This window comes from Bacteroides sp. GD17, assembly GCF_038448625.1.
Taxonomy (GTDB): Bacteria; Bacteroidota; Bacteroidia; order Bacteroidales; family Bacteroidaceae; genus Bacteroides.
Window position 1 is genome coordinate 214,251 of the sequence record NZ_JBCEZS010000005.1, and the last position, 25,303, is coordinate 239,553.

The window sequence follows — 25,303 nt, forward strand, 5'->3', positions numbered from 1 at the left end:
ATGGTTAGTTATAGAATGTAATTGTCTTACCGTTGATTTTGAAGTGTATGTTCTCCGTAGCTTCCAGCAGCTCCAGAAAAGGAGTAATGCTTTCGTAACGGTTCACGTTGCAACCGAAGCGCTTATTCTTGAGGCTTTCATCAGCATATTTCACTTCGATATCGTACCACCGCGAAAGGGTTTTCATGATATCTTCCAGACGCTGGTCTTTGAAATTGATTTTTCCTCTCACCCACGAAGTGTAAAAGGCAGTATCTACCGTGCGTACTTGCAGGTCGCTGCTTCCGGGTGCCAATGAGGCTTGTTGCGAAGGTTTCAACACCAGACTGTTGCCCTGTCCGGCATCTACCCGTACCGAACCGCTTACGAGGGTAGCCTGGTATTCTTCATCGGGATAAGCAGAAATATTGAAGATGGTTCCCAGCACTTCTATCTGCATGCCTTTGGTCTGCACAATAAATGGCTGTCCGGTTTTGCTTACTTCAAAATAAGCTTCCCCCACCAGTTCCACTTCCCGCTTTCCGGCACCGAAAGTAACCGGGAAACGCAAACTACTCATTGAATTCAGATGTACTTTGGTTCCGTCATTCAAGACAAGGGCGTATTCTCCGCCTTGGGGTATCTCTACCTTATTATATACAGGCGCTTTTTGCTCAGCTATTTTTTGCGCCGAACGATAATTCAGGGTCGTTGAGTCTACCTGAATTTGCTTATCCACCAACTGTGCCTGTTCTCCGGTAACTTCCGCATCCAGATACACAGTTTCGCCATTATCTAATGTAAGGATGGCTTTGGCTCCACCCGGTAGGATTTGTTGTTCCGTCAATAGTCTGCTATCGCCTGCAAGTTGTGTTTCAGGAGCATTCAGGAGGGCGAACATCAGTATCAGACCGGGCAAAGCAATTGTAGCGGCATATTGCAACACCTTCAGATACCTCTTTCGGAGAGTCATTTTCCTGATACGCTTCTCCACACCTTCCCAACCTGTATTCAAATCATAATCCGTTTTACGGATTTCATGCTGCACGAAATTCTCCTCATTGCAAATCTTCTGAAAAAGCTGCTCGTGCTTCTTGTTCTCTTTTCGCCAGGTATCCAGATATAAACTTTCATCCGGAGTAATCTCGCCGGATAGAAACCTGGATATAAGATGAGCTACATGGAAATCTTTTCTTATCATATTTTGACTTGTTTTTATCTATCTTCAATAATAATACAGGTCAAAATTAAAACATGGTGAGTCTTTAAGAATATTTTTTTGAAAAAGAATAAATAAATGTCTTTTTTCAGAGAAGCAAGAGAATGCAATAATAGTAATCGGTGAGATATTTGCGCAGTTTTTTATAGGCGGTTTTCTTGAGTGTATGTACTGTTTCGGTAGAGATATTAAGATGCTCGGCTATTTCAGGATTCTTTTTTCCTTCCAATGCAAGTCGCATGATGGCCCTCATCTGCCCGGGAAGTTTTTCGATGGCGTCCGATAGTATCCGGAAAGTCTCTTCCTCTACAACAGCATCATGAAAGAAAGCATCCGCTTTCTTTGCCATAACCTTCTGTTCATACTCATAAGCCACTTTCGAGTGTTCGAGTTCATTCAAAGCCCGGTTGCGTACAGCGGTATAGAGAAAGGCCTTTACCTGGTGCAAATAGAAGAAATCGTCTTTGATTTGCCATAACTTGGCAAATACATCCTGCACAATATCTGCCGACATTTCCCTATCTGCCATGTATTGGAAGGCAAACGAACAAAGCGCCGCATAATATTTACTGAAAATATTATGGAACTCCTGCTCATCCAACCGAATACTCACGAGCGAATGGGATTCATCTTTTATCAGGCTTAGCGTCATACATTGCAATTATATGTACCAGATCTCATTGTTATTCATTTCTTCACTCCTTTATCTCTGTATTCCGTCGGCGTCATACCCATCTTCTGCTTGAAACACTTGCTGAAATAACGCGGGTCATTGATTCCTACCATATAAGAAATCTGCGTCATGGAATATTCTCCGGTTTCTATCAGTTGCACAGCACGATTTATACGCATTTCCTTGATAAATTCGATGGGTGCCAATCCAGTCAGCGTCTTCAGTTTTTTAAAGAAAACAGAACGGCTGACGGCCAGTTCGCCCACCAGATCATCGACTACCAAATCGCCGTTATCCATATTCTTCTCCATCAGTTCCACCAGTTTATCCATAAACTTACGGTCGTTTGTAGACATTTCCGGAGCCTTCGTTTCTTCCGCTTCCTCGGATGCAGCCGGAGCAACTGTTCCTGCAGACAACAGATCGGCCCGGTACAAATCCTGAAGTTTACGGCGTTGCATCAGCAGGTTCTTCACACGCGCCTTCAGATACGTGGCACTGAAAGGCTTCGTGATATAATCGTCCGCACCATACTCCAAACCTTCCAACTTGCTTTCGATGGACGATTTGGCGGTCAGCAGTACAATAGGTATGTGGCTCGTTGTCATATCTGCGCGCAACTCACGGGTCATCGAAATGCCATCTTTCTCCGGCATCATCACATCACTGATAATAACATCGGGAAGAAACTTCAATGCCTTGCTCCAGCCTTGCATACCGTCTACGGCTTCTACAATACGATATTCAGCCGCAAAGATGCTACGCAAGAACAAACGCAGTTCCGAGTTATCTTCTACCAGCAACATGGTACCCTTGGAGTTTTCCGCCTCTTCACCTTCCGGCAGAAGCTCGTCATCAGCAACCGGCAACTGAACCGCACTGCCTGCATCAGCAACACGCTCCGCCACTTCCACACCTGCAGCCGCATCATCCTGAAGGAACTCCACAGCATCGTCATAGTGCTCCCGCCCTTTCAGGAATTCGACCTTGAAACAACTCCCGGTCCCCAACTTACTGTCCACAGATATCACAGCTTTATGCATCTCCACCAGCTCCTTCACCAACGACAAGCCGATTCCGGTGCTCGGGTTGAATAAGTTCCGGTCTACCAGATTCTCAAAACGTTCAAAAATCGACTTCTTCTTATTCTCCGCAATGCCGATGCCCTGGTCCTGCACGCCTACGGACACGGACTTCTCGTCTTCACGAACAAAGACAGTTATCATCTTGTCATTCGGAGTATATTTAAAGGCATTGGAAAGCAGGTTGAAGATAATCTTCTCATATTTGTCAACGTCCACCCACAAGCAGAGTTCCTCCTTTTCCGTCTCGAACAAGAAGTCTATATGATGTTCCTCTGCCACGGCATCGAAGTTCTCCATAATCTTACGGGTGAATGCCACGACATCAATGCGCTGCACCTGCATCTTCATCTTCTTGTTCTGTATTTTGCGGAAATCCAGAATCTGGTTAATCAGGCGCAACATGCGGTTCGTATTACGCTCCACGACCTGCAGCTGCTCGCGGGCATCGTCAGGCAACGGGGTATTCTCCAGCACATATTCCACCGGACCCGAAATGAGCGTCAGCGGAGTACGCAGTTCGTGGGAAATATCTGTAAAGAAGCGCAGTTTCATATCCGTCATCTGCTGCTCCATAGACACTTTATGCTTCAAGCGGTAGATGGTGAACAGAATATAGACAGCCGTCACAATAATCAGCAGCACAAACAGGAAGTAGAGAAAATAAGCAAAAGGCGTCTCCCAAAATGAAGGGAGGACCTCTATGTCGAGTGCACGGGTATTCTCGGTCCATATCCCGTCTGCATTGGTAGAACGTACCTTGAATACGTAATTTCCTTTGGGCAAGTTGGTATACGTGGCCGTCCGCTGCTTGCCCACGTAGTTCCATGCTTTCTCAAAGCCTTCAAGGATATAGGCATATTGAATTTCGGACGGAGCCGAATAATCGAGCGCAGCATACTGAATGGTAAAGATATTCTCCCGGTGAGACAGCACCAACTTATGCGTATCGTCCAAGCTCTGCTTCAGGACAGACTTTCCATCCGGCACCACCTCTTCATTGGAAACCAGCAAGTTGGACAACACAACCGGCGGCACATAGCTACTCTTACGAATGGAATCCGGATTGAACATAAAGATGCCGTTGCTTGCCCCAAACAGGATATTGCCCAGAGACGTCCGAGCCGATGCCGCCTCACTGAAACGCACCTGGAAGGAAATACCTTTATCGTCATAGTTCTCAAACTTCTCTTCCGAAGGAATGAACTTGCTGATACCGTTCTCCGTACTTATCCAAAGATTGTCTTTGCCATCCTCGCGTATCGAAAGAAGCACATCCGAAGGCAGACCATCCTGTACGGAATAAGACTTGAACCGGGCATTTCCGGCCTCATCCAGCGAGAGCAGTTTATTCAGTCCGCCGCCAAAGGTAGCCAGATAGAGCTCCTTCTGCCGGGTGGATATTATCCAGTGTACATCGTTGTTGCTCAAGCTGTGTATATCCTTCGGAATGCGCACGAAGTGATGGAACACGGCCTCTTCCGGAGTCTTGAAGTCATCCTTCACCACCAGGGCACCGACGGTAGTTCCAATCCATACATGCCCCGCAGCGTCGCCGGTAATGAAGCGCGCCTTATAGCAATTATCGATAGGATATCCTTTCAGGTTATTGCGATGATTGACGAAGACTTCTTTACCTTCCTTATCAAGCATCATATAGTTTACACCACCTGCAAAGGTGGCCACCCAGATCCGTCCATGGGCATCTTCATACACGCAATAGACATTATCGTCACTCAGACTGTAGATGTCGTTCTTTTCATACTGATAACGGGTCAATTTATAGCGTGCATTGCCTTGCGGCTCAGCTTTCACCAGTCCGTCTCCCTTCGTGGCAATCCAAAGATTGTTCTTACTGTCCTCCAGAATGAAGTATACATTACCGCGCATCGGAGTGCCGGTATGAGATATCGTGCCGGCTTCCGTCAGATACCCCCGTTCCACGCGGTTCTTATCATACACCCGCAGTTTTCCATCTTTCAGCCCTACCCAAAGGTTATGCTCATGGTCTTCGCACAATCCCCGCACCTCGTTGCTCAACGATTCGTAATGATGGGGCATGGGGGTTATTATTTTAAATTGCGACGGACGGAAAGTCACTTTCTCCAAACCCTTGGAGTGGGTACACATCCACAAGTTGCCCTGTCGGTCAGAAAAAGCTGTATGTATTTTGTTGGAAAAGCGCCAGTCTCCACTCGCCAGACTGTTATAGAAAGGATGCAGGCTATTATGCTCCCGGTCAAAATAAGAAAAGCCGCCACCGTATGGATGCACCCACACAGTGCCGTAAATATCTTCGTGCACATGGAATGCAGGGCGCGAACGGTCTGTACTGGTAGGTTCCACCGCTATCTTTTCTGTTTTCAGCACGCGCGTCGCCGGATTGAAGTGTACCACACTACCCGATATGTGTTGCTCGAACCAGACCTCGGAATGCCTGTCTACATAGGCAGAATAAACAGGTGCATCGGGGAAACGGGATGCATCATAATGTTCCGTAGTCTTCGCCTGGTATTGATACACAAAAAAGCCATCCGTAGCAGTAACAATCAGCATTTCACGCTCATCGAGCTCCTTGATGGACACAATTTTTGAAGTGGCAGGCAATTGTAGCAGACGGAACTCACCGGTCTTCTTCTGATAGCACCACACGCGTCCGTTCTCCGAACCGAAGAAGATTTCGTCTCCATGCTCCTGGCAGGTATAGAATATCTGTCCGGCACCACTACCTTCCTTCCCGGCTGCTTCCATAAAGAAAGAGACAGGTGTTCCCTCATCGGGCGAAAGCACTCCCAGACCATTATTGGTCAGCATCCATTCATGGCCCGAAAGATCCTCGTAGACTTTGTATACATGGACTGCCGGAAACGGACCGGTCTTGGCAGAATACCATTTGGTGGTGAGCCGATATGTATCCGGTGCCGTCGCTACACGAATAGCCCCTTCGCTTTCGGTAAACAGCCATACGGAACCGCCGGGCAAGATATGAATGGAAGTGACCGCAGCCGAACTGCCTTCTTCGCCCTCAGCCGGTACTTGCTCGAACATCTCTGTGCGGGGATCGAAACGATAGACGTGGTTATCATAAGTCAGCAGCCACAAAAAGCCGAACTTGTCTTCGTACATCTGGTCCACACGATTATTGGTCAATGCAATCTGGTTATCGAGCCTTGCCTTATAAGTCTTGAAGGTATATCCGTCGAACCGATTGATACCATCCCACGTAGAGAACCACATATTTCCCTTGGTATCCTGCAGTATGCCCATGACGGTATTCTGAGACAGTCCGTCCTCGGATGAATAATGGGTAAAAAAGCAGTCCGGCTGTGCCTTTATTGCCAAAGCACATAGCAATCCTGCTATCAGATATAAGATTCTTTTCGCCATAATTAGTCCATTCTGTGCGGTAAAGATAAGTATTTCAGCGAAAATTCTTGTATATTTGCTTCTAATTTAATACTCACAGATAAACTACTGAACCATGAAACATATTATTCTTTCTTGTCTGGTTTTGCTTTTCACATGTTCCATTGTCATGGCACAGACTGACACCCTTTCCTATGGAGTTGTCAAGAATATGCCCACCTTTTACGAACAACTTAAACAACAACTGACTTATCCCATGGCATGGGGAAACTCTCCTGCCAAAGACTTCGGCGAATGGCGCATGCAGGCACGGGAAGTATTGATGGAATGTATGCAGAACCTGGCTCCCGCCCCACAAAGTTACAATATGGAAATAGTCGATACGGAACGCCGCGACGGATACGAAGCCCGCAAGATTTGGTTCAACGTTTCGGAATGGTGCCGCATTCCCGCCTATCTGCTGGTGCCCGAAGGCAAAGGGCCTTTTCCCGCCATCGTCATGCTGCACGACCACGGTGCACACTTCTCCATCGGCAAGGAGAAAATGGTACGTCCTTTCCACGTAAAACCGGAAGTGCTGGCTGATGCCGATGACTGGGCATCGCGCTGCTACGACGGCCAGTACACGGGTGATTATTTTGCCGCCCACGGCTACGTTGTTTTGTCCGTCGATGCTTTGTTCTGGGGCGAACGCGGTCGTAAAGAGGGTATCGACTACGACGGGCAGCAAGCGCTGGCCTCCAATTTCCTGCAGATGGGCAGTTCATGGGGAGCTTTCATCAATATGGACGATGCCCGCAGTGCTGAGTTCCTTGCCTCCCTTCCTTTTGTCGATAAAGAAAAAGTAGGCTGCCTGGGCTTCTCCATGGGTGCCTACCGCTCATGGATGCTTTCCGCCATTACCGATTGCATAAAAGCATCGGCATCCGTATGCTGGATGAACACCACCGAACACCTCATGACCTTGACCAACAATCAGAACAAAGGAGGTTCCGCCTACTCCATGCTCACCCCCAACCTGCGCCGCTACCTGGACTATCCGCATACTGCCAGCATCGCCTGCCCCAAACCAACCCTTTTCTTCAATGGTACGCAGGACAAGCTGTTTCCGGTAGAAGGAGTCGAAGATGCATACGCCACCATGCACACCGTCTGGGAGAGCCAGCACGCGGCAGACCGGCTTGTGACCAAGCTTTGGGAAGAAAAGCACTTCTTCAGCAAGAACATGCAGAAAGAGACATTGGAATTCTTCGACAAATGGTTGAAATAACTCGTTAAGCATCCAAAAGGCCATCATGAAAAAGGTTTGTTTCATTTTTATTTCATTCATATTGGGCATGGGTATATGCAGTGCACAGCCTCCCCATACCTTCACCCAATATACCTCAGAGAACGGATTGTCCCAAAAAACAGTGCAGAGCATTATCCAAGACCACAAAGGACTCATGTGGTTTGCCACATGGGACGGGCTTTATAAATTCGACGGATATACTTTCAAGAATTACAAAGCTCATCCGGGAGATAATATCAGCTTGAGCAACAACCGTATGGACAACATCAAAGAAGACCCATACGGATATATCTGGGTACAAAGCTACGATCACTGCATTTTCCGCTTCGACCCCAGAACCGAAAAATTCCAGCCTATCCCCTATGATAATTATTTATCGCAGGATTTCTACGTATTACCCACCGGCGATGTATGGATTACTACGGCACAAAAGGAACTGATCCACATCACCACCCATCCCGACACCCACGAAATGACCGCCGAGAGTTTCTTTAAAGTCCATCAAATCCCCTATCAGGAACAAGTTCACCAGGTTTTCCTGGATAATCAGCAGCACCAGTGGCTGTTGACCGCAAACGGACTGTACAAGTTGAGCCGCGACGAAAAGGGAGAAGAAGAACTCTCCTCCTTCTTTGTAGCCCCTCCCGGCAAAGAAAAGCAGCCTTTCTACGAAGCATTGGAAAGCGGAGCTACCCTTTACTTCACCTCCAATAAAGGATGTATTTGGGAATGTAACGACGAGCAATTCATCCTGAGAGAGCTTCCTACCCCCTCTTCCCTCAAATTTATCCGTCAGTTGAAAGAAGACAAATTATTTGTCGGTACGGCCAGCGACGGGTTCTTTGTGTACAATCCCCGGAAAGACCAATCCGTCCATTACAACACAACTGTATGCAAAGCGCTGAAAGACAACTGCATCAGGGAAGTGTATATCGACTCCCACCACGAAGCCTGGCTCAGGCATAACATTATGGGAGTAACCCACTTCAATCCGGAGAGCGGAAACATAGACCACTTTATACTACAAGATAAATATGGGAAAGACATTGTAGACTCACGCCCGGAAATGTATATCTACGAAGACGTCAACGGCTCTTTGTGGCTCCACCCCTCCGGTGGAGGACTTGCATGGTATGACCGGAAAGAAAACCGGATACATTCCTTCTATAACCCTGCGTTGCAGTCCGGATGGAGCTCCGACAACAAAGTGACCGGACTCTTCACCGACCGGCAAGGAAATCTATGGCTTTGCTCTTACGGAAATGGATTAGAGAAAATAACATTCAATACAAGCCATTTCCACCTGCTTACTGCCCACCCGGACGATTCCGAATTTCCGGGAAACAACACCCGTGCCATCTTTCAAGACCGTGACGGCTATATATGGGCAGGAAACAAGGACAAGATTATACGCATCTACAACAAAGAGATGCAATATATCGGCAACCTCACTTTCCAGGGTAAGATTGTTCCCAACAGTACGGACGAACTGGGCATAGCCTACGCCTTCACCCAAGACCATGCCGGAGCCATCTGGATAGGGACTAAAGGCAACGGCCTGATAGCTGCCCTCCCTGCAGGACAGCCGCAGACCTTCCGGTTGCAACAATACACAACGAATACCGACAATATATACAGCCTGAGCGGAAACAGCGTTTACAGCCTGCACGAAGACCCGCAACACCGGTTGTGGATTGCTACCTTTGAAGGAGGCGTCAACTATCTGGACCTGCAGGCAACAGAGCAAACACCTCTGTTCATCAACTACAGAAACCGCCTCAAAAACTATCCGATCGGCCAATGCTACCGCACACGTTTTGTCACTTCCGATGCCGAAGGCAATATCTGGATAGGAAGCACTACCGGGCTTCTGATGTGCAACGGGCACTTCAAAGAGCCGGAAAGAATCAACTTCAGGCATTTCAGCCGCATCCCCTCGGATGTGCACAGCCTCAGCAATAACGATGTACACAACATATTCTTCACCCGGAACAAGGAAATGTACGTATCGACTTTCGGAGGCGGTTTCAACAAGTTAATCTCTTTGGACGGCCGGCAAGCCAAGTTCCAATCTTACACAATGGCAGACGGGCTTTCTTCGGATATACTCCTCTCCATCGAAGAAGACAAAAAGGGAAATCTATGGTTTGCCACAGAAGAAGAGCTATGCAAATTCACCCCGTCGACCGGGAATATAGAGAACTATCCCTCCAAAGTTTTCCCCAGGCACATCAACTTCAATGAAGGTGCCGCCTTGAGCACACAAGACGGACAACTCATGTTCAACACCGTAAAAGGAATACTCTACTTCGCGCCGGACTCCATCAGCACCAACAAATATGTACCGCCCATCATCTTCACCAGTTTCCAGCAGGCAGAACAGACCGTTACTCCCGAAGAGGGCGGCATCCTGTCCACCAACATAGACGATACGCAACTCATCAAACTACCGCACAACCGGAACAGCTTCAGCATACAGTTTGCAGCCCTGGACATGAGATACCCGAACAGCATCTCGTATGCCTACCAACTGGAAGGTTTCGAAAAGAACTGGAACTACATCGGCAACCAACGGACAGCCACTTACACCAATCTGCCCAAAGGGAGCTACACGCTAAAAATTAAGTCGACCAACAGCGACGGCGTATGGGTGGAAAACACCCGCACCATGGCATTCGTCGTACTCCCTTCTTTCTGGGAGACTCCTTGGGCATATCTACTCTACGTATTATTCATAGCCCTCATCATATTTGCTGCGTCCTACATTCTGTTCACTATCTTCCGCCTGAAACACAAGGTAACCGTAGAACAACAGATATCGGACATCAAACTGCGCTTCTTTACCAATATATCACACGAGTTGCGCACTCCGCTCACCCTGATTGCCGGCCCCATAGAGCAAGTATTGCAGAACGGACACCTGAACCATGAGGAGAAAGAACAGCTGACGTTAGTAGAAAGAAACACCAACCGCATGCTCCGCCTCGTGAATCAGATACTGGACTTCCGCAAAATACAGAACAATAAAATGAAGATGCGGGTACAGCAAATAGATCTGATACCCTTCACCCGGCATATCATGGAAAACTTCAACTGCCTTGCCGACGAGCATCAGATAGACTTCGGGCTGGAAACAGAGCTTTCTTCGCTCAACATCTGGGCAGACGCGGACAAGTTGGAAAAGATACTGTTCAACCTGCTGTCCAACGCCTTCAAATATACTCCGCAAGGGAAGCAGATAAAGGTAGTGATTACAGATAACGGGCAAGAGATAGCCGTCTCCGTAGAAGACCAGGGCATCGGCATCTCAGAGCACAAGCAGAAGTCACTGTTCATCCGCTTTGAAAACCTTGTAGACAAAAACCTGTTCAACCAGTCCAGCACCGGTATCGGGCTTTCCTTAGTCAAAGAGCTGGTTGAGATGCATCACGGCAACATCAGCATCCATAGCAAATCGGGTGAAGGAAGCCGGTTCACCATCCAGCTACCAAAGGGAAAAGAACACTTCGATGCAACCACCGAGTTTATTCTCTCGGACCATGCAGTGACCGACATCGGTCAGGTGTTCCAGACTTCACAGCTCGCTTCCCTCACCGAAAGCGGAAAAGAGGAGATAGATAAAGAGAAAGAAAGCATCCTGATTGTAGAAGACAACCGGGAACTGCGCTTCTTCCTGAGAACTATCTTCGCCCAATACTTCAACGTTATAGAGGCAGAGAACGGGAAGGCCGGTTTGGAAAAGAGCAAGAGCTACCAGCCCGACATCATAGTCAGCGACGTAATGATGCCCGAGATGGACGGCATCGAGATGGTGCGTGCACTGCGCGAGGAAATGACCACCAGCCACATCCCCATTGTATTGCTGACTGCCAAGTCGAATATTGAGAGCAAGATAGAAGGTATGGAACTGGGAGCGGACGACTACATCACCAAGCCTTTCAGCGCCGCCTATCTGAAAGCCCGTATCTTCAATCTGCTTGAACAGAGGAAGAAGTTGCAGGCACTGTATTGTGCCAGCCTGTTGACAACTTCTTCCGAACAGCAGGCAGCAGAACAACCGGAAAGTCCATCCGTTCCCGTCTTCTCCCCCAACGACCGTAAGTTCATGGATAAGGTGCTGGAAACGATTGAAAAGAATTTGGATAACGGTGATCTTATGGTGGAAGATATCGCCACGGAAGTAAATATGAGCCGTTCCGTCTTCTTCAAGAAACTAAAGACCTTGACCGGCTTGTCACCCATTGAGTTTTTAAAGGAGATACGCATAAAACGTGCCGCACAACTGATTGAAGCCGAGGAGCATAGTATGGCACAGATAGCATATATGGTGGGGTTCAACGACTCGCATTATTTCAGCAAGTGCTTCAAACAGCAATATGGAATGACGCCGACCGAATATAAAGAAAACAGCAAGTCCAACAAGACTTAAGTGCATCGTCTTATACACTTAACTGCGTCAGCCTGCACAGATAAGTGTGTAAGCCGACGCAGCTATCTGTAGTTTACAACCATTTATTCAAGAACTGAAGTACCGATTCCTGCACCTTTATTCCGCAATCATGCGGCATATCCCAGATTTCAGTCTTTAGTCTGTCATCGGCATTCTGACTCTTCCAAACCTCATGCATGATTGAAAAAGCATCGTTCACTCCTTCGGGAGGAAAGAGTTTATCATGTTCACCATTCAAGAAAAACATCGGTTTGGGGCAAGCTATGGATGCAATATGCGGATAATCCATATACCGGCGAAGCCCGGGCAAGGTATTGGCAAAGCCTCCATGCTCCTTGCCGTATTTCCAGGACAACTGGCAATCGGTAGTCACCATCCAGCATACCGCCGCACCTGCCTTTATCTTATCGGACAGCGAAGCCAGCATCCAGGCACGGTAAGCCCCCATAGAAAAGCCCATGCAACCGATGCGGCCGGCATCCACTTCGGGCAGAGTGGCCAGATAGTCCGTTGTATACATATCCTCGTAATTTATGAAAGCACTCCAACAGCGTCCCAACATCTGGAAGTGCCCCGCCACCAACATGTGTTTATCACCATCGATGCCTTCCTTCCGTCCGCGTTCTCCCCAAAAGATGGCGTCGATGGAGATTACCACATAGCCGTGGGCAGCCAGATAATCGCCTACGTACTGACCACCATAGCATTGCTTGGCCCACGCATCGACATCTTCGAGCACAGCAGGCTCCACACCGAAGGGACGAATCATCTTCTCCTTGCCGATGGAATAGTGCCCTCCATGATCGTGAAGCAACACCACCGCCGGAAAAGGTCCTTCGCCGTCGGGCACCAGCATATAAGCATTCACCCGTGAATATCCCGTCAGGTTGAACTGAATCTTCCGCGCACGATATCCCTCCCGTTGCTCTTCCGCCAGCACTTCGGTTTGATAATCGGAGGTATAAGGAGGGGGCGCCAGCATGGCGTCGAGTACTGTGGCACGCGCCTGGGTGCGCCATTCATCAAACTCCCGAACGGGACTGTTACCCCAAGCCATCGGATAGGTAAGTTCCTTTTTCAGCTGATCCAGAAAGACCGGCATTTCCCGTTCCAGTTCATAGCCTTTTACAGACTGAGAAAGGGCGGCCACCGAAGTGACCAACCCTAACACGCAAAGAATGATATTTCTCATCATATTGAAAACTGATTTCTATTCTTAATAATTCGGATTTTGTTTCAGGTTCGGATTATTGTTCAGCTGAATGCCGGGGATGGGATAAATGCCTCGCCACTCTTCCGTCGCGGTAGTCTTATAGAACCAGGTGTCCGTGAAGTAAGAACCGAAACGAATCATATCGCGGCGGCGCTGGTTCTCCCAGATAAACTCACGAGCGCGTTCTTCTTCAATCTTCTTTAAAGAAAGTTCGTCCCAGTCGGCAAGATTGCTGCGCCGACGAACCTGGTTAACCAGTTCTATCGCCTCGTTCATTTGCACTCCCTGGCGGAACAACGCTTCGGCTTTCATCAAAAGCACATTGGAATAACGTTCCAGGATATAATCGTTATCTGCCTTGCTTCCCGACCATGCCACACCTATCGGAGAATACTTCAGCACCCGGTAGCCTTCGTTCTCCTGGGCGGCAACCATATCCTTGATGGTAGTCAGTACCAGTTGATTGCCGGCATCGTCACACAAAGGAGTCACTCCGTCCTGGTAGTACTGGGGGCCATATTCCAGAAGTTCCAGACGTTCGTCACCCTCCTCGTAGCGGTTCAGGGCTTCGTCCGTGAAGCAATAGCCATTGGCAGGGGCAAAAGAAAGATTGTACTTCTTCTGGTCCAGTGCATGCTGGGTATAAAGTATAAACTCATTCCCATCCACACCTTTCGACGGGTCTACGGAGAAGGAAGAGATGACTTCGGTTGAATTGGCCTCATTGGTGGCAAGGAAGCAGTCACCAACCTTATCTTCCAAAGAATAAGCATTTGTTTCGATGACATGGTTGCACATCGTCACTACATCGCCCCAATGCTCTTCACCCGCATACACTTCGGCATTCAGATAGACAGATGCCAAGGCGGTGTAAACAGCCTCCCGCGTCAGACGGGGATAATAAGATGCACGGTTCACCTCTTTGACAGACGGCAGGTCGGCAGCAGCCTCCGTAAATTCCTTGACTACAAAGTCGTATACCTCCTTTCTCGATGCCGTCTTCGGCAAATCATTCGCATCGACTTTAGCTCCGGTGAAGAGGGGAACATTTCCGAAGTAATCCATCGCATAATAGTAGCCATAAGCACGCAGGGCACGGGTTTCGGCAATCAGCGATTTCAACTCATCCTTCATCGGAGAAGACTCCATACTTGCCAGCACCGCATTGGCGGCACCGATTCCCGGAAACAGGTAAGTTCCCCAGCAGGTTTCGAGGCGGGCGTTATCCGGCGTAATCTTATGTGCCATAATCTGCATATTGGCCTCGTCGTACCAGCCACCACTGGCACGCCCCGGACAGAAGAACTCGTCCGTACCGAACTCGCCGATACGCCAGCCGTCGCCACCTGCCCTCGACATATACGCCAGATACTGATATACACCCACTACAGAAGAGAGCGCTTCTTCCTCCGTCTGATAATAAGTCTCCGGAGAGAGCCTTCCATACAACTCCTCGTCCAAATTGAGACAACCGGACAGCATGCTCATGCCTACGCCGCATGCTACTATACTCTTAAATATATTTGTTGCTTTCATCTTTGTTATATTGATTAAGGTTTAAAATGAAACGTTGATACCCATTGTGAAAGTACGTGATTTCGGATAGCTCAGATAGTCGATGCCCAGCGGAGCTACGCCGGTTCTCGATACTTCGGAGTTAACCTCCGGGTCCAGGCCGGAATATCCGGTAATGGTAAACAGATTCTGTGCAGACACATACACACGGGCGTGAGTAATGCGCAACGGCTTATAACTGAAATCGTAACCCAAAGAGATATTGTCCATGCGCAGGAACGAACCGTCCTCAATAAAGCGGGAGGAGAACACTTTGGCTTCTTCACGGTTTACACCCGCCGTCACTGCTTCTTTCAGTACATTTCTACCGGGCAGGTTGTTCAGGTAAGCCAGGTTGTTGGCAGTAGCGTTGTATACATCGTTGCCTACACTGCCGCGCAGATTCATACTCAGACTCCAGTTCTTGTAATGCAGGGAAGTGGCGATGCCGTACGTAAAGTCGGGCTGTGCGCAACCTATGATTTCCGATTCGCCGTCATTGGCAAACTGTTCCTTACCGTCTACAATACCGGTAAACTTCTTTCCGTAGAAAGTGCCCAACGGCTGTCCCGGCATAACCAACTGTGCATAAGAACCCGAAAGCCCCTGCCCCTGACAAGGAGCCACTTTCATATTCTCTCCATTCCACTTATCGTTCGACAAACTGATCAGTTCATTCCTGTTGCGGCTGAAGTTCAGGTTTACATCCCAGGCGAAGTCTTTGGTACGCAGCACATCGAAACCCAAGTCTATTTCAACACCCTGGTTCTTCACCGAACCTACATTGGCAACCTGCGAGGTGATCAGAGACGGGGAAGGTACAGCCACGGATAGCAGCAGATCGGTTGTCTTCTTATAATAATAGTCAACACTACCACGGATTCTGCCGTTGAAGAAGCCGAAGTCCAGCCCGATGTCAGTCTGTGCCGTCTGTTCCCACTTGATGTCGGGATTGGAGTATTGCTGCGGCAATACGATGGTTACCTTTTCGCCGCCTACCAGATAGCCGTTGGTACTGGCACCCAGTGTATTCAGAGAGTTATAGTTACCTATTTCCTGATTACCGGTGATACCGTAGCTGACGCGCAACTTCAAGTCCGTAAGTACATCACTGTGATAGAACTCTTCCTGAGAGATTCTCCAGGAGGCAGCGGCCGAAGGGAAGATACCCCACTTATGGTCGGCACCGAAACGGCTGGAACCGTCGCGACGTACAGTAGCGGTAAACAGGTATTTGTCTGCATAGTTATAGTTGACGCGGCCGTACATGGATATCAATGTATTGCTTTCGGCAAAACTGCTTACGCTTTCCACCGTCTTGGCAGCGGCAAGGCTATACCACTTGAAGGTGTCGGACAGGAAGCCGTAGGCACGGGTATGGTTGCCGTCGTCGTAGAAGTATTGGTAAGAATAACCCAACATGGCATCTACCGTATGCTTGCCGAACTTCTGGTTGTACTTCAGAATGGTTTCCAGCAGTTTGGAGTAATCCGACAGTTTCTGTACACTTACATATCCGTTATTGCCGTTCCCCAGCAAGTTGCTCTTGGAGATATACGAGTTGCGTTCGGTCTGATTATAAGTATAGCCGGCGTTCACCTGCAAAGTAAATGGCTTGTAGAAGTTCCAGTCCGCCGTCAGGTTACCCAGGAACTTCCTGTTCTTGCGTTCGTCCAGGATTTCGGAAGCAAAAGATACGGGATTGACGCGATAAGGGGGAACATCGTAGAAGTCGCCTGCATCATTATAGATGGGGTAAGTGGGGTTAAAGACATACGCCTCGTACAGCATGCTGCTACCCATTTCACTACCAACGGTATTGGAAACCGGTGCCTGGTCGGCATGTGTTTCGCCGTAACTCAGGTTCAAGGTCAGTTTCAGCCTCCCATCCAGAGCAGAGTGGGTGACGTTCATACGGGCATTGGCACTGGTCATGCCCGAACCCATCATGATGCCGTCCTGATTGCTATATCCTAAAGAAGCGCGATAGTTGGTATCCTCACTGCCGCTCATAAAAGAGAGGTAATGGTTCTGTGAGATGGCTGTGCGGAAGATGCGGTCCTGCCAATCGGCATTGTCACCTTTATCGTCCAATGTCAGTCCCAGGTCATTGACTGCTTTGCGGTATTCGTCCCCCGTCAGCACGTCGAGCTTATTGGCTGCGTTGGAGATGCCCAGGTTAAAGCTGTAGTCCAACTGCTTCATACCTTTCTTTCCTTTCTTTGTGGTAATCATGATAACGCCGTTCGCACCACGTGAACCGTAGATGGCCGTTGCCGAAGCATCCTTCAGGATATTGATGGACTCGATATCACCGGGGTTCAGAGAAGAGAGCGGATTGACGGATTCCTGGTCGAAGAAGTCCGTATTACTGCCAATGGAAGCAATATGGCTGGAACTTACACCTGCCGAGGCATTGATGGGCACACCGTCTATCACATACAGCGGATCGTTGGAAGCGGTGATTGACGTACCTCCACGCACACGGATCGTATTGGAACCGCCGGGCTTACCGCTGTTCTGACTGATATTGACACCGGAAAAAGCTCCCTGCATCAGTTGCTGAGGGCTGAGGTCGGTACCGACTTTAAACTTGTCACTGCTGATGGAAGACACGGAGCCGGTCAGGTCGGACTTCTTCATCGTACCGTAACCCACCACTACCACTTCTTCCAAAGCCTGGGCATCGTCCACCAACACCACATTGACGGTGCTTCGCGAACCGACTGCGACTTCCTGCGTCACATAACCTACATAAGAAAATACAAGGGTGGCTTTTTCGGCGGGAACGGACAGCGTGTATTTTCCGTCCACATCCGTAATGGTTCCTAAAGTAGTGGCTCCCTTTACAGTTACATTCACACCTATCAGGGGTTCCTGCTTACTGTCGGTCACCGTTCCGGTAACGGTCTTGTTCTGTGCATACGTACATTGTACTATCAGCAGCACGAGAGCAAAACATAACTTTCTGACATTGAAATCTAAAATGCTTTTCATATCATTACATTTGGGTTAATAAATAAAGATTCAAAGTTTCTCGATGCGAAGCCGGATTGCCCCGACCCGCAGTGCAAAGGAGGGGATTATCTGATTCTTTGTGGTGAAAAATATGCTCAAAGAGGTGTAAAAATAGCCTTACCCGCCCCATGAGGTATTCTGCAGAGGATTTGCAACAATTATTCCACTTATTCCGATACATATTCCCCACCGCGGACCGCACTATTCCCCGTCGGATGCCACATTACTCCTTCTCAGCCGCATCATTATTCCCTATCAGCAACAAGGCTACGGGAAGTGCTGCACAAGATGGCATCTTATACAACACAAGATGGCATCTTGTGCTGCTTAAGATGGCATCTTGTGCATGTAAAGGTTATGTGTTCAAGAAGAGAAGGATAAGTCTTCTACTTGCTAAGGTGCTTTAGCAGCCACGTCATGTGCCCGTATTCAGTATCTTCCGAAGTCCAATGCTCGTTGATAGGAGTAATCAGGGCTTCTTTGGGACACTGTAATAAGTTGTACACCGTATAGCTTGTGGTGGGGGGGCAGACGTCGTCATTATATCCCCAAGTCATATAAGTGGCGGCTTTTATTTGGGAGGCGAAGTTCACTACATCGTAGTAGGCCATTGTTTTCAACTTGTCCGGCGTGTCCATGCCCGGCACGCGGAAGAAGTGGGGATAACCTCCCGCACGTCCTGCCATATAGCCCGCCATATCGCTGAGAGCAGGATGATTGGCAACGCAAAGGGTGACGCGTGGATCGAGTCCTGCCGTTATCAGGGCTAAGGCACCGCCCTGGCTGCCGCCTTGCACGGCTACGTTCTTGCCGTCCCACTCGGGAAGCGAGGTAAGCAGGTCGATGCTGCGGACGCATGCCAGGTAGACGCGTTTCATGTAGTAGTTGTCGCGGTTGTCAAGGCCATTGTTCAGGTAACCGTTCTCCCGGCCGTTGAAGGCGGTAGAGATTTCTTTGAACTCTTCGGCAGTCATTTCGGGGTTCAGGCCGTGGATTTCGATTTCGAAACGGATGAAACCTTGTTCGGCGTAGTATTTATGGCGCAAGGGCTCTTTGATGGTCTTGATGCCGGCACCCGGAGGACAGAGTACTACGGGGCAGGAGCCTTTTCCGGCATTCTTCGGGTAGAAGAGGTAGCCATAAATGGCTTGGCCACGGTCGTTTATGGGAAGTTTCACCAGGTAGCAGTCTACTTTATCGGTGCAGTACTCTTCGGCAAGCTTCTTGGTGTACTTCAGGGGGAGTTTGGAGAGTTCGACTTTGTTGGTGTCCCAGAATTCCTTGAAGTCGGCGGGCTTCTTGGTGTAGGGCTGAAGCTTTTCGGGAGAGAAACCGACTTTGACGTGGTGCTTGTAGGTTTTATCGCCGACGGTGGCGGTCAGGCGGCAGTCGCGGAAGCCGGGCTGCTTCATGGTGCCGATGGGTATAACGGCCTTTCCGTTCTTTAAAACGACGGAACCTTTGGAATCGGCGGGCATCATGTCGCCGCCCAGTTCGTAGTTTACCGTCACTCCGTCTTGGGGGATGCCGTATTTATAGAATTGAACTTCGACGGTTGCTTTCTCACCCGTCTTGTAGAGCCAGTCGGCATGATTGGGGACGGTGACCCAGAGTACATCGCTACGGTACGGGTAGTTCTCGGCAAAGGCGGTGAGCGAAAATAAAAGGGCGAGCAGGATGCTCATCGTTCCCGCAAAGGAGAACGAAGATAGTTTTGTGGAATACTTTTTGAACATGTTATTATTAAATTAGGTGGGGTATTTCCGATCCCCTTCAAGGGGACCGGGGGATTAACGTTTTATATCCAGCAGGGCATTGCCATCCTTCACCGGATTCCAGCCATCGGTTCCGGCAAGTACGGTTTCTATCTCGTAGCCCTTCAAGGTCTTCAACTGGTGGGAGAAGGAGGCACGCGCTCCAGGATTGGCTCCCGGACCCTTGCTTTCATATTCGGCATAGAATACGGTCTTTTCATTCTCTTTATTACCCCAGTTGTTCCAACCGGCAGGAACAATGTGCTTGCCTAAATCGCAACGGATAAAGACAGCTTGGGCATAAGGACGCCAGGGACGGGAAAGATAGACGTTATCCACACCGGCATCTGCCGTCAGCCGACAATCATAAAAGACGTAGCCATGCTTCCGGCCTTCATCGGTAGAAGGAGCAGCAACATAGCCGTTGCCCTTGCTATGAACGTGGCAACGATTGAATACGGCGGTAGACCAGCCGAAGATAAAATCGACCGTACCTTCTATATAGCAGTCTTCGTAATACTGGCGGCAACTCTTGCCATAGGTATAAAGCGTATCCTGGAAACCAAGGAAACGGCAGTTCTTGAAGTACACGCGGTCGGCACTGATGAAGCATGCCACTGCCTGGCCCACAGGACCGGAAGTATTCTCGAACGTGATATTCTCTGCATAAAAATCGGGGGCGTAGATATAACAGGAAGAGGAACCGGAAGTACCTTTCGTTTCTCCGAAGCGGTTCAGTTTATCGGCGTAATCGTCATAAGACAGTATGGCACCCTCCTCGCCTATCAGGGAGATATTGATTTTGCTTGCAGGAATGACAATCTTTTCCTTATATACACCTTCGCGTACCAAGATCGTGGTACGCATGCTTTTGCGGAAATCGGGCACGGCATCAATAGCCTCCTGCACGGTAAAGAAATCTCCGCTACCATCTTTAGCCACCACAAAATCGTAGTGACGCACGTACCGCGCCAGTTCCGGAACGGCCCGGGCAATAGCATCTACCGTCAACCCGGCTATCACCCGACCGCCGTATACATTGAGGTGCGTATTGTCTTCACGGCCTTTGGGCATGGCAGGAACGGTATTGGGAGCCACCCACATAAACAACTTCTTCGACTCGTCAGGTCCCAGGCCTTCCACCAAATCGTGGGTAATCTTGTTCATATCTACAAACGGAACGTTCAGTTCACGGGCAACATTGCGCGGAGAATCGAGATAAGCTCCGTGTGTATCTATCAGTTTATCGCCTTCCTTGGGTCCCGGCTCGGCAGAAGCCTCACGCTTGGCATCGGGATTGGCGTCATTGCGGAAATCATCTTGATTGACGGCGGCTTTCACTGCCTGTACATCGGCTGCCACACCGAAGTTACGACGCACAATCGAGTTGAATAATACCGGAATGCCTCCTTTGGCACGCGTCTCGTTGACAAACTTGCGCAGATTGGCATCGAACGTCGTTCCGGGGTCGGTGTGGCGGTCTTCTTTCGGCTTCTCGTCGTTGTGGCCGAACTGGATAAAGACGTAATCGCCCTTTTTGATTAAAGAGAGCACCTTGTCCCAGCGTCCTTCGTTGATGAAGCTTTTGGAACTGCGACCGTTTACCGCATGGTTATCCACCCGTATCTCTTCCGAGAAATAGCCGGGGAGCATCTGCCCCCACCCTCTTTCGGGATTTCCTCCGGTGAGGTTCTTATCGGCCATGGTGGAGTCTCCGATCATAAAAACAGTAATAACCGGTTTATCGGATTTGAAAGCCGAAAACAGAAAAAACAAGCCTAAGAGCAAAATCAGTTTATGTTTCATGGTGTTATCAATAAAATGTATTTTAGTTTCAGGCTGCAATATTAGGCAAAACCAAGTAGTTTTCGGTGTAAAAAAAGTCGCAATCGGTAGAAAAATTAGTTTTTAGTCCACTCGCTGCACATTCCAAAGACATACTTCATATCATCGTACTTTGCGGCTTCCTTCTTCGTCAACTGCTTCGCCCATTTTACGCGGCCTTCCGTTGATGCGCCCTCTCCTGTACTACCATATTCAGCATAGCGTGCGGTTTTCTCATTTTCCGGATTACGCCAATTCTCCCAACCTGCCGGGCAGATGTGCTTACCCAGTTCGCAATTTATGAAAACCGTAGCAGCATACGGGCGCCACGGACGTCCCAAATACACCTTTTCTACGCTGGCATCGGCCGTCAATTTGCAGTTCTTGAATACATAACCCACTTCGATATTCGCCGGAGTAGAAGCAGCCGTCACATACGAATTGCTTTTACTGTGGATGGCACAACCCTCGAACAAAGCTGTAGAAGGACCGAAGATAAAATCCGTAGTACCTTCTATATAGCAATTCTGGAAATGGAGGCGGGTGCCTGCCGCACCGGTATAGATAGTATCTTGATTTCCCAGGAAACGGCAGTTAATGAACATCAGCCGGTCTCCCTCCGTATGCAACGCAACGGCTTGTCCCAAATGGGCGGCGTTATTCTCTATCGTCAGATTCTTAAAGGTAATGCCACTACCTTCCACTTTCACCGTATAAGTACGGAATGTTCCCATCTTATTGATATTGGCGTGGTCATCATAAGTAATGACGGTGTTCTCCACACTCTCACCCACAAAATCTACATTCTCAATCCAGGAAGGCACTATCACCTTTTCTTTATACGTACCGTTCTTTATGAAAACCGTTACTTTATAGTCCATAAAGGCACGAATTCCCTCCATCGCTTCCGTCAAGGTACGATAATCGCCGGAACCATCACGCGCAACAACTATGTTGCGTTTCCATTGCGTTTGTGGGTGGGGAAGACGCTCCCACTCTAAAGAAGCCAGAATAAACGGTCCTACTGCTTTGGGGTCGTTGCTGCGGATGGTTTCATGAATATAGTAATCATAATCACCGGAGCGATAGTTTTTTCCGCCCAATCCTGCAACGGCACAAGCCTGCGTAATGGAAACAACGCCGTCCTTATCTACTTCAATGAAGTTATCAAGAATACCCTTATACCCTTTGATTGCCACTTCCAAATACGATTTGTCGATATACCCTTTGCGTACAGCCTTGAACAGAGTATATACAAACATTGTAGAACATGAAGATTCCAAGTAATTTCCTTCGGCACCGCTCTTATCCAAAACCTGATACCACAATCCGGTCTTCGGGTCCTGCTCACGTTTCACCATTGCAGCCAGATGATTGAGAGTCACCAGCATGGAGTCGCGTCCCGGCTCATGCTGCGGAATGAAATCGAGTGCATCGACAAATGCCATAGCATACCATCCCATAGCACGTCCCCAACTGTGCTGCGACTGTCCCGTCTCAGGGTCCGCCCAACGTTCCTTGCGGCTTACGTCACAAGCATGGCGATACAAATCCGTCTTTGGATCGTAGGTATGACGGGCTGCCATCAGAAATTGGTTAATGACATCCGCATAATCTTCCACCTGATTGTTACGGTAAGCATATTCGGCATAGAAAGGCGCTCCCATATAGACGCCGTCCAGCCATACCTGATGTGGATAGATCTTCTTATGCCAGAAGCCACCGTCCTCATTACGTGGATGATCGTCGAGCTGGCTGCGCATCAAAGCCAATGCTTTTTTATACTTCTCGTCTTTGGTTTGCTCGTAAATACGGAAGATAAACTTGCCGGAGTTGATGCGGTCCAGACTGAACTCTTCGCGTTTGTACATCTTGATGGTTCCGTCGGCATTTACCATCGTATCGGCATAAGCCAAAGCATAATCATAGATTTTCTTGTTTCCGTAGCGGTCGTACACATCCAGCATAGACTGAAGTTCCAGTCCGTGGCAATAATCCCACTTCAGCCTTGGTTGGAAATCCAGTTGCCAGGACTCCGGGCAACGAATCATTTCCGATTCAACCATACGTACAGACCAGGGTTGTTCACTACTTACACGCTGCGCCGACATCCCCAGCGGGAAAGCCAACAACAATCCAGATACAATAAATTTACAAATTGAATTCTTTTTCATGAAGTCACTCATTTTTTGGTATTAGACCTACTTTATTTCATGAAACAAAAGTAGCGCTTTCTTTTTAAACCGGTGTGTATTTTTCAACGCAGAGGGTGTATTATTTGGTTTTCGTGTACGGAAACGAGCAATTTTGTGCACGCTAACGACAATTTATGTACAAAATCGTCCTTTTTACTAAGAATTATGCTTTTCCAGTTTGATTAATTGAGAAAAGGTCTTATTTTTGACCCGGTTTTTATTCGTACTATTGCAAAAACATTATCAATTACCAAATTAAATCACAAGAGAATGGAACAAGTTTTCGGTTATATCATCGGCTTAGGAGCAGCAGTGATGATGCCTATAATCTTTACAATTTTGGGCGTTTGCATCGGCATTAAATTCAGCAAGGCATTAAAGAGCGGTTTGCTGGTGGGCGTCGGTTTCGTAGGTTTATCAGTAGTAACTGCTTTGTTGACCAGCAGCCTCGGCCCTGCCCTGAGCCAAGTGGTTGAAATCTACGGTCTTCAGTTGAAGGTCTTCGATATGGGATGGCCTGCTGCAGCAGCTGTAGCCTATAACACATCGGTGGGTGCATTCATCATTCCGGTATGTTTGGGAGTAAACCTGCTGATGTTATTGACGAAAACGACACGTACAGTCAATATCGACCTCTGGAACTACTGGCATTTTGCATTTATCGGTGCAGTGGTTTACTTCGCCAGCGACAGCATTCTGTGGGGTTTCTTCGCTGCCATCATCTGCTACATCATTACCTTGATTATGGCCGACTATACAGCGGACAAGTTCCAGGGATTCTACGATAAGATGGAAGGTATCTCCATTCCGCAGCCTTTCTGCGCCGGTTTTGTACCTTTCGCTGTGATTATCAATAAGGCATTGGATAAAATCCCCGGCTTCGACAAGTTGAACATCGATGCAGAAGGCATGAAGAAGAAATTCGGTTTGCTGGGCGAGCCGCTGTTCCTGGGTATCCTGGTAGGTTGCGGCATCGGTGCGCTGTCTTGCAAGAACGGACAGGAACTGGTGGACAAGATACCTTATATATTAGGATTGGGTATCAAGATGGGTGCAGTGATGGAATTGATTCCGCGTATCACAGCCTTATTCATCGAAGGTTTGAAACCGATTTCCGATGCTACCCGCGAACTGATAGCCAAGAAATTCAAGGGTGCCGTAGGTCTGAATATCGGTATGAGTCCGGCATTGGTCATCGGCCATCCGGCAACGCTGGTTGTTTCACTGCTGCTGATTCCCGTTACCATTCTGCTGGCTGTTATTCTGCCCGGAAACCAATTCCTTCCGCTGGCTTCTCTTGCCGGAATGTTCTACCTCTTCCCACTGGTACTGCCCATCACAAAGGGTAATGTAGTGAAGACTTTCATCATCGGATTGGTAGTGCTGACTATGGGTCTGTATTTTGTAACCGACCTGGCTCCTTACTTTACGCAAGCTGCCCACGACGTGTACGAAAAGACGCAAGATGCAGCCGTAAATATCCCTGCCGGATTTGAAGGCGGTGCTCTCGACTTTGCATCCAGCCCGTTTGCATGGATTATCTTCCACCTGACATATTCATTCAAATATATCGGCTCCGGCATTCTGGTGCTGTGCACACTGTTCCTGATGATCTTGAACCGTCGTGCCATCATCAAATACCAGAAGTCAGTAAAAGAAGCCGCTAAATGATAAAATTATAAACT

Annotated in this window: 12 protein-coding genes; 3 read left to right on the plus strand and 9 right to left on the minus strand. The window is 48.6% G+C overall.

What is annotated here, in order from left to right:
* Nucleotides 1-4: 4 nt before the first annotated feature.
* The 3 genes from AAE250_RS09920 to AAE250_RS09930 all read right to left on the minus strand — a co-directional run bounded on the left by AAE250_RS09920 (nucleotide 5) and on the right by AAE250_RS09930 (nucleotide 6,340).
* Complete coding sequence (locus tag AAE250_RS09920) at nucleotides 5-1,180, minus strand: FecR family protein (RefSeq protein WP_294598014.1); 1,176 nt, start codon at nucleotides 1,178-1,180, stop codon at nucleotides 5-7.
* Between the two features lie 106 nt (nucleotides 1,181-1,286).
* The gene (locus AAE250_RS09925) at nucleotides 1,287-1,850 is read right to left on the minus strand and encodes an RNA polymerase sigma-70 factor (protein WP_294598016.1); all 564 of its coding nucleotides are present in this window, start codon (nucleotides 1,848-1,850) and stop codon (nucleotides 1,287-1,289) included.
* Between the two features lie 35 nt (nucleotides 1,851-1,885).
* Nucleotides 1,886-6,340, minus strand: coding sequence for a hybrid sensor histidine kinase/response regulator transcription factor (locus AAE250_RS09930; RefSeq protein WP_294598018.1), 4,455 nt, complete (start codon nucleotides 6,338-6,340; stop codon nucleotides 1,886-1,888).
* A 94-nt stretch (nucleotides 6,341-6,434) separates the two neighbouring features.
* Between AAE250_RS09930 and AAE250_RS09935 the strand changes: the two genes are divergently transcribed.
* Nucleotides 6,435-7,589: a dienelactone hydrolase family protein gene (locus AAE250_RS09935; protein ID WP_294598022.1), complete on the plus strand. Its 1,155-nt coding sequence runs from the start codon at nucleotides 6,435-6,437 to the stop codon at nucleotides 7,587-7,589.
* 25 nt (nucleotides 7,590-7,614) lie between these two features.
* Nucleotides 7,615-12,039, plus strand: coding sequence for a hybrid sensor histidine kinase/response regulator transcription factor (locus tag AAE250_RS09940; protein WP_294598027.1), 4,425 nt, complete (start codon nucleotides 7,615-7,617; stop codon nucleotides 12,037-12,039).
* A 73-nt stretch (nucleotides 12,040-12,112) separates the two neighbouring features.
* Here the strand turns inward: AAE250_RS09940 and AAE250_RS09945 are convergent, their stop codons facing one another.
* From AAE250_RS09945 to AAE250_RS09970, 6 genes are all read right to left on the minus strand, one after another.
* Nucleotides 12,113-13,255: a dienelactone hydrolase family protein gene (locus AAE250_RS09945; protein ID WP_294598030.1), complete on the minus strand. Its 1,143-nt coding sequence runs from the start codon at nucleotides 13,253-13,255 to the stop codon at nucleotides 12,113-12,115.
* Between the two features lie 21 nt (nucleotides 13,256-13,276).
* Complete coding sequence (locus AAE250_RS09950; RefSeq protein ID WP_294598033.1) at nucleotides 13,277-14,809, minus strand: RagB/SusD family nutrient uptake outer membrane protein; 1,533 nt, start codon at nucleotides 14,807-14,809, stop codon at nucleotides 13,277-13,279.
* Between the two features lie 21 nt (nucleotides 14,810-14,830).
* Complete coding sequence (locus tag AAE250_RS09955) at nucleotides 14,831-17,824, minus strand: SusC/RagA family TonB-linked outer membrane protein (RefSeq protein ID WP_294598035.1); 2,994 nt, start codon at nucleotides 17,822-17,824, stop codon at nucleotides 14,831-14,833.
* A gap of 407 nt (nucleotides 17,825-18,231) precedes the next feature.
* The gene (locus AAE250_RS09960) at nucleotides 18,232-19,530 is read right to left on the minus strand and encodes an acetylxylan esterase (protein WP_294598135.1); all 1,299 of its coding nucleotides are present in this window, start codon (nucleotides 19,528-19,530) and stop codon (nucleotides 18,232-18,234) included.
* 105 nt (nucleotides 19,531-19,635) lie between these two features.
* Nucleotides 19,636-21,405, minus strand: a complete 1,770-nt coding sequence (locus AAE250_RS09965; RefSeq protein WP_294598037.1) for a pectinesterase family protein — start codon at nucleotides 21,403-21,405, stop codon at nucleotides 19,636-19,638.
* Between the two features lie 95 nt (nucleotides 21,406-21,500).
* Nucleotides 21,501-23,597: a pectinesterase family protein gene (locus AAE250_RS09970; RefSeq protein WP_294598039.1), complete on the minus strand. Its 2,097-nt coding sequence runs from the start codon at nucleotides 23,595-23,597 to the stop codon at nucleotides 21,501-21,503.
* A 291-nt stretch (nucleotides 23,598-23,888) separates the two neighbouring features.
* Between AAE250_RS09970 and AAE250_RS09975 the strand changes: the two genes are divergently transcribed.
* Nucleotides 23,889-25,289: a PTS galactitol transporter subunit IIC gene (locus AAE250_RS09975; RefSeq protein WP_294598042.1), complete on the plus strand. Its 1,401-nt coding sequence runs from the start codon at nucleotides 23,889-23,891 to the stop codon at nucleotides 25,287-25,289.
* The last annotated feature ends 14 nt before the right edge of the window (nucleotides 25,290-25,303 follow it).

Bases quoted from the DNA above. Each gene is read 5' to 3' on its own strand.
- AAE250_RS09965 (WP_294598037.1), bottom strand. From the start codon at position 21,405: ATGAAACATAAACTGATTTTGCTCTTAGGCTTGTTTTTTCTGTTTTCG.
- AAE250_RS09940 (WP_294598027.1), top strand. From the start codon at position 7,615: ATGAAAAAGGTTTGTTTCATTTTTATTTCATTCATATTGGGCATGGGT.
- AAE250_RS09955 (WP_294598035.1), bottom strand. From the start codon at position 17,824: ATGAAAAGCATTTTAGATTTCAATGTCAGAAAGTTATGTTTTGCTCTC.
- AAE250_RS09920 (WP_294598014.1), bottom strand. From the start codon at position 1,180: ATGATAAGAAAAGATTTCCATGTAGCTCATCTTATATCCAGGTTTCTA.
- AAE250_RS09950 (WP_294598033.1), bottom strand. From the start codon at position 14,809: ATGAAAGCAACAAATATATTTAAGAGTATAGTAGCATGCGGCGTAGGC.
- AAE250_RS09935 (WP_294598022.1), top strand. From the start codon at position 6,435: ATGAAACATATTATTCTTTCTTGTCTGGTTTTGCTTTTCACATGTTCC.
- AAE250_RS09925 (WP_294598016.1), bottom strand. From the start codon at position 1,850: ATGACGCTAAGCCTGATAAAAGATGAATCCCATTCGCTCGTGAGTATT.
- AAE250_RS09975 (WP_294598042.1), top strand. From the start codon at position 23,889: ATGGAACAAGTTTTCGGTTATATCATCGGCTTAGGAGCAGCAGTGATG.
- AAE250_RS09960 (WP_294598135.1), bottom strand. From the start codon at position 19,530: ATGAGCATCCTGCTCGCCCTTTTATTTTCGCTCACCGCCTTTGCCGAG.
- AAE250_RS09945 (WP_294598030.1), bottom strand. From the start codon at position 13,255: ATGATGAGAAATATCATTCTTTGCGTGTTAGGGTTGGTCACTTCGGTG.
- AAE250_RS09930 (WP_294598018.1), bottom strand. From the start codon at position 6,340: ATGGCGAAAAGAATCTTATATCTGATAGCAGGATTGCTATGTGCTTTG.
- AAE250_RS09970 (WP_294598039.1), bottom strand. From the start codon at position 23,597: ATGAAAAAGAATTCAATTTGTAAATTTATTGTATCTGGATTGTTGTTG.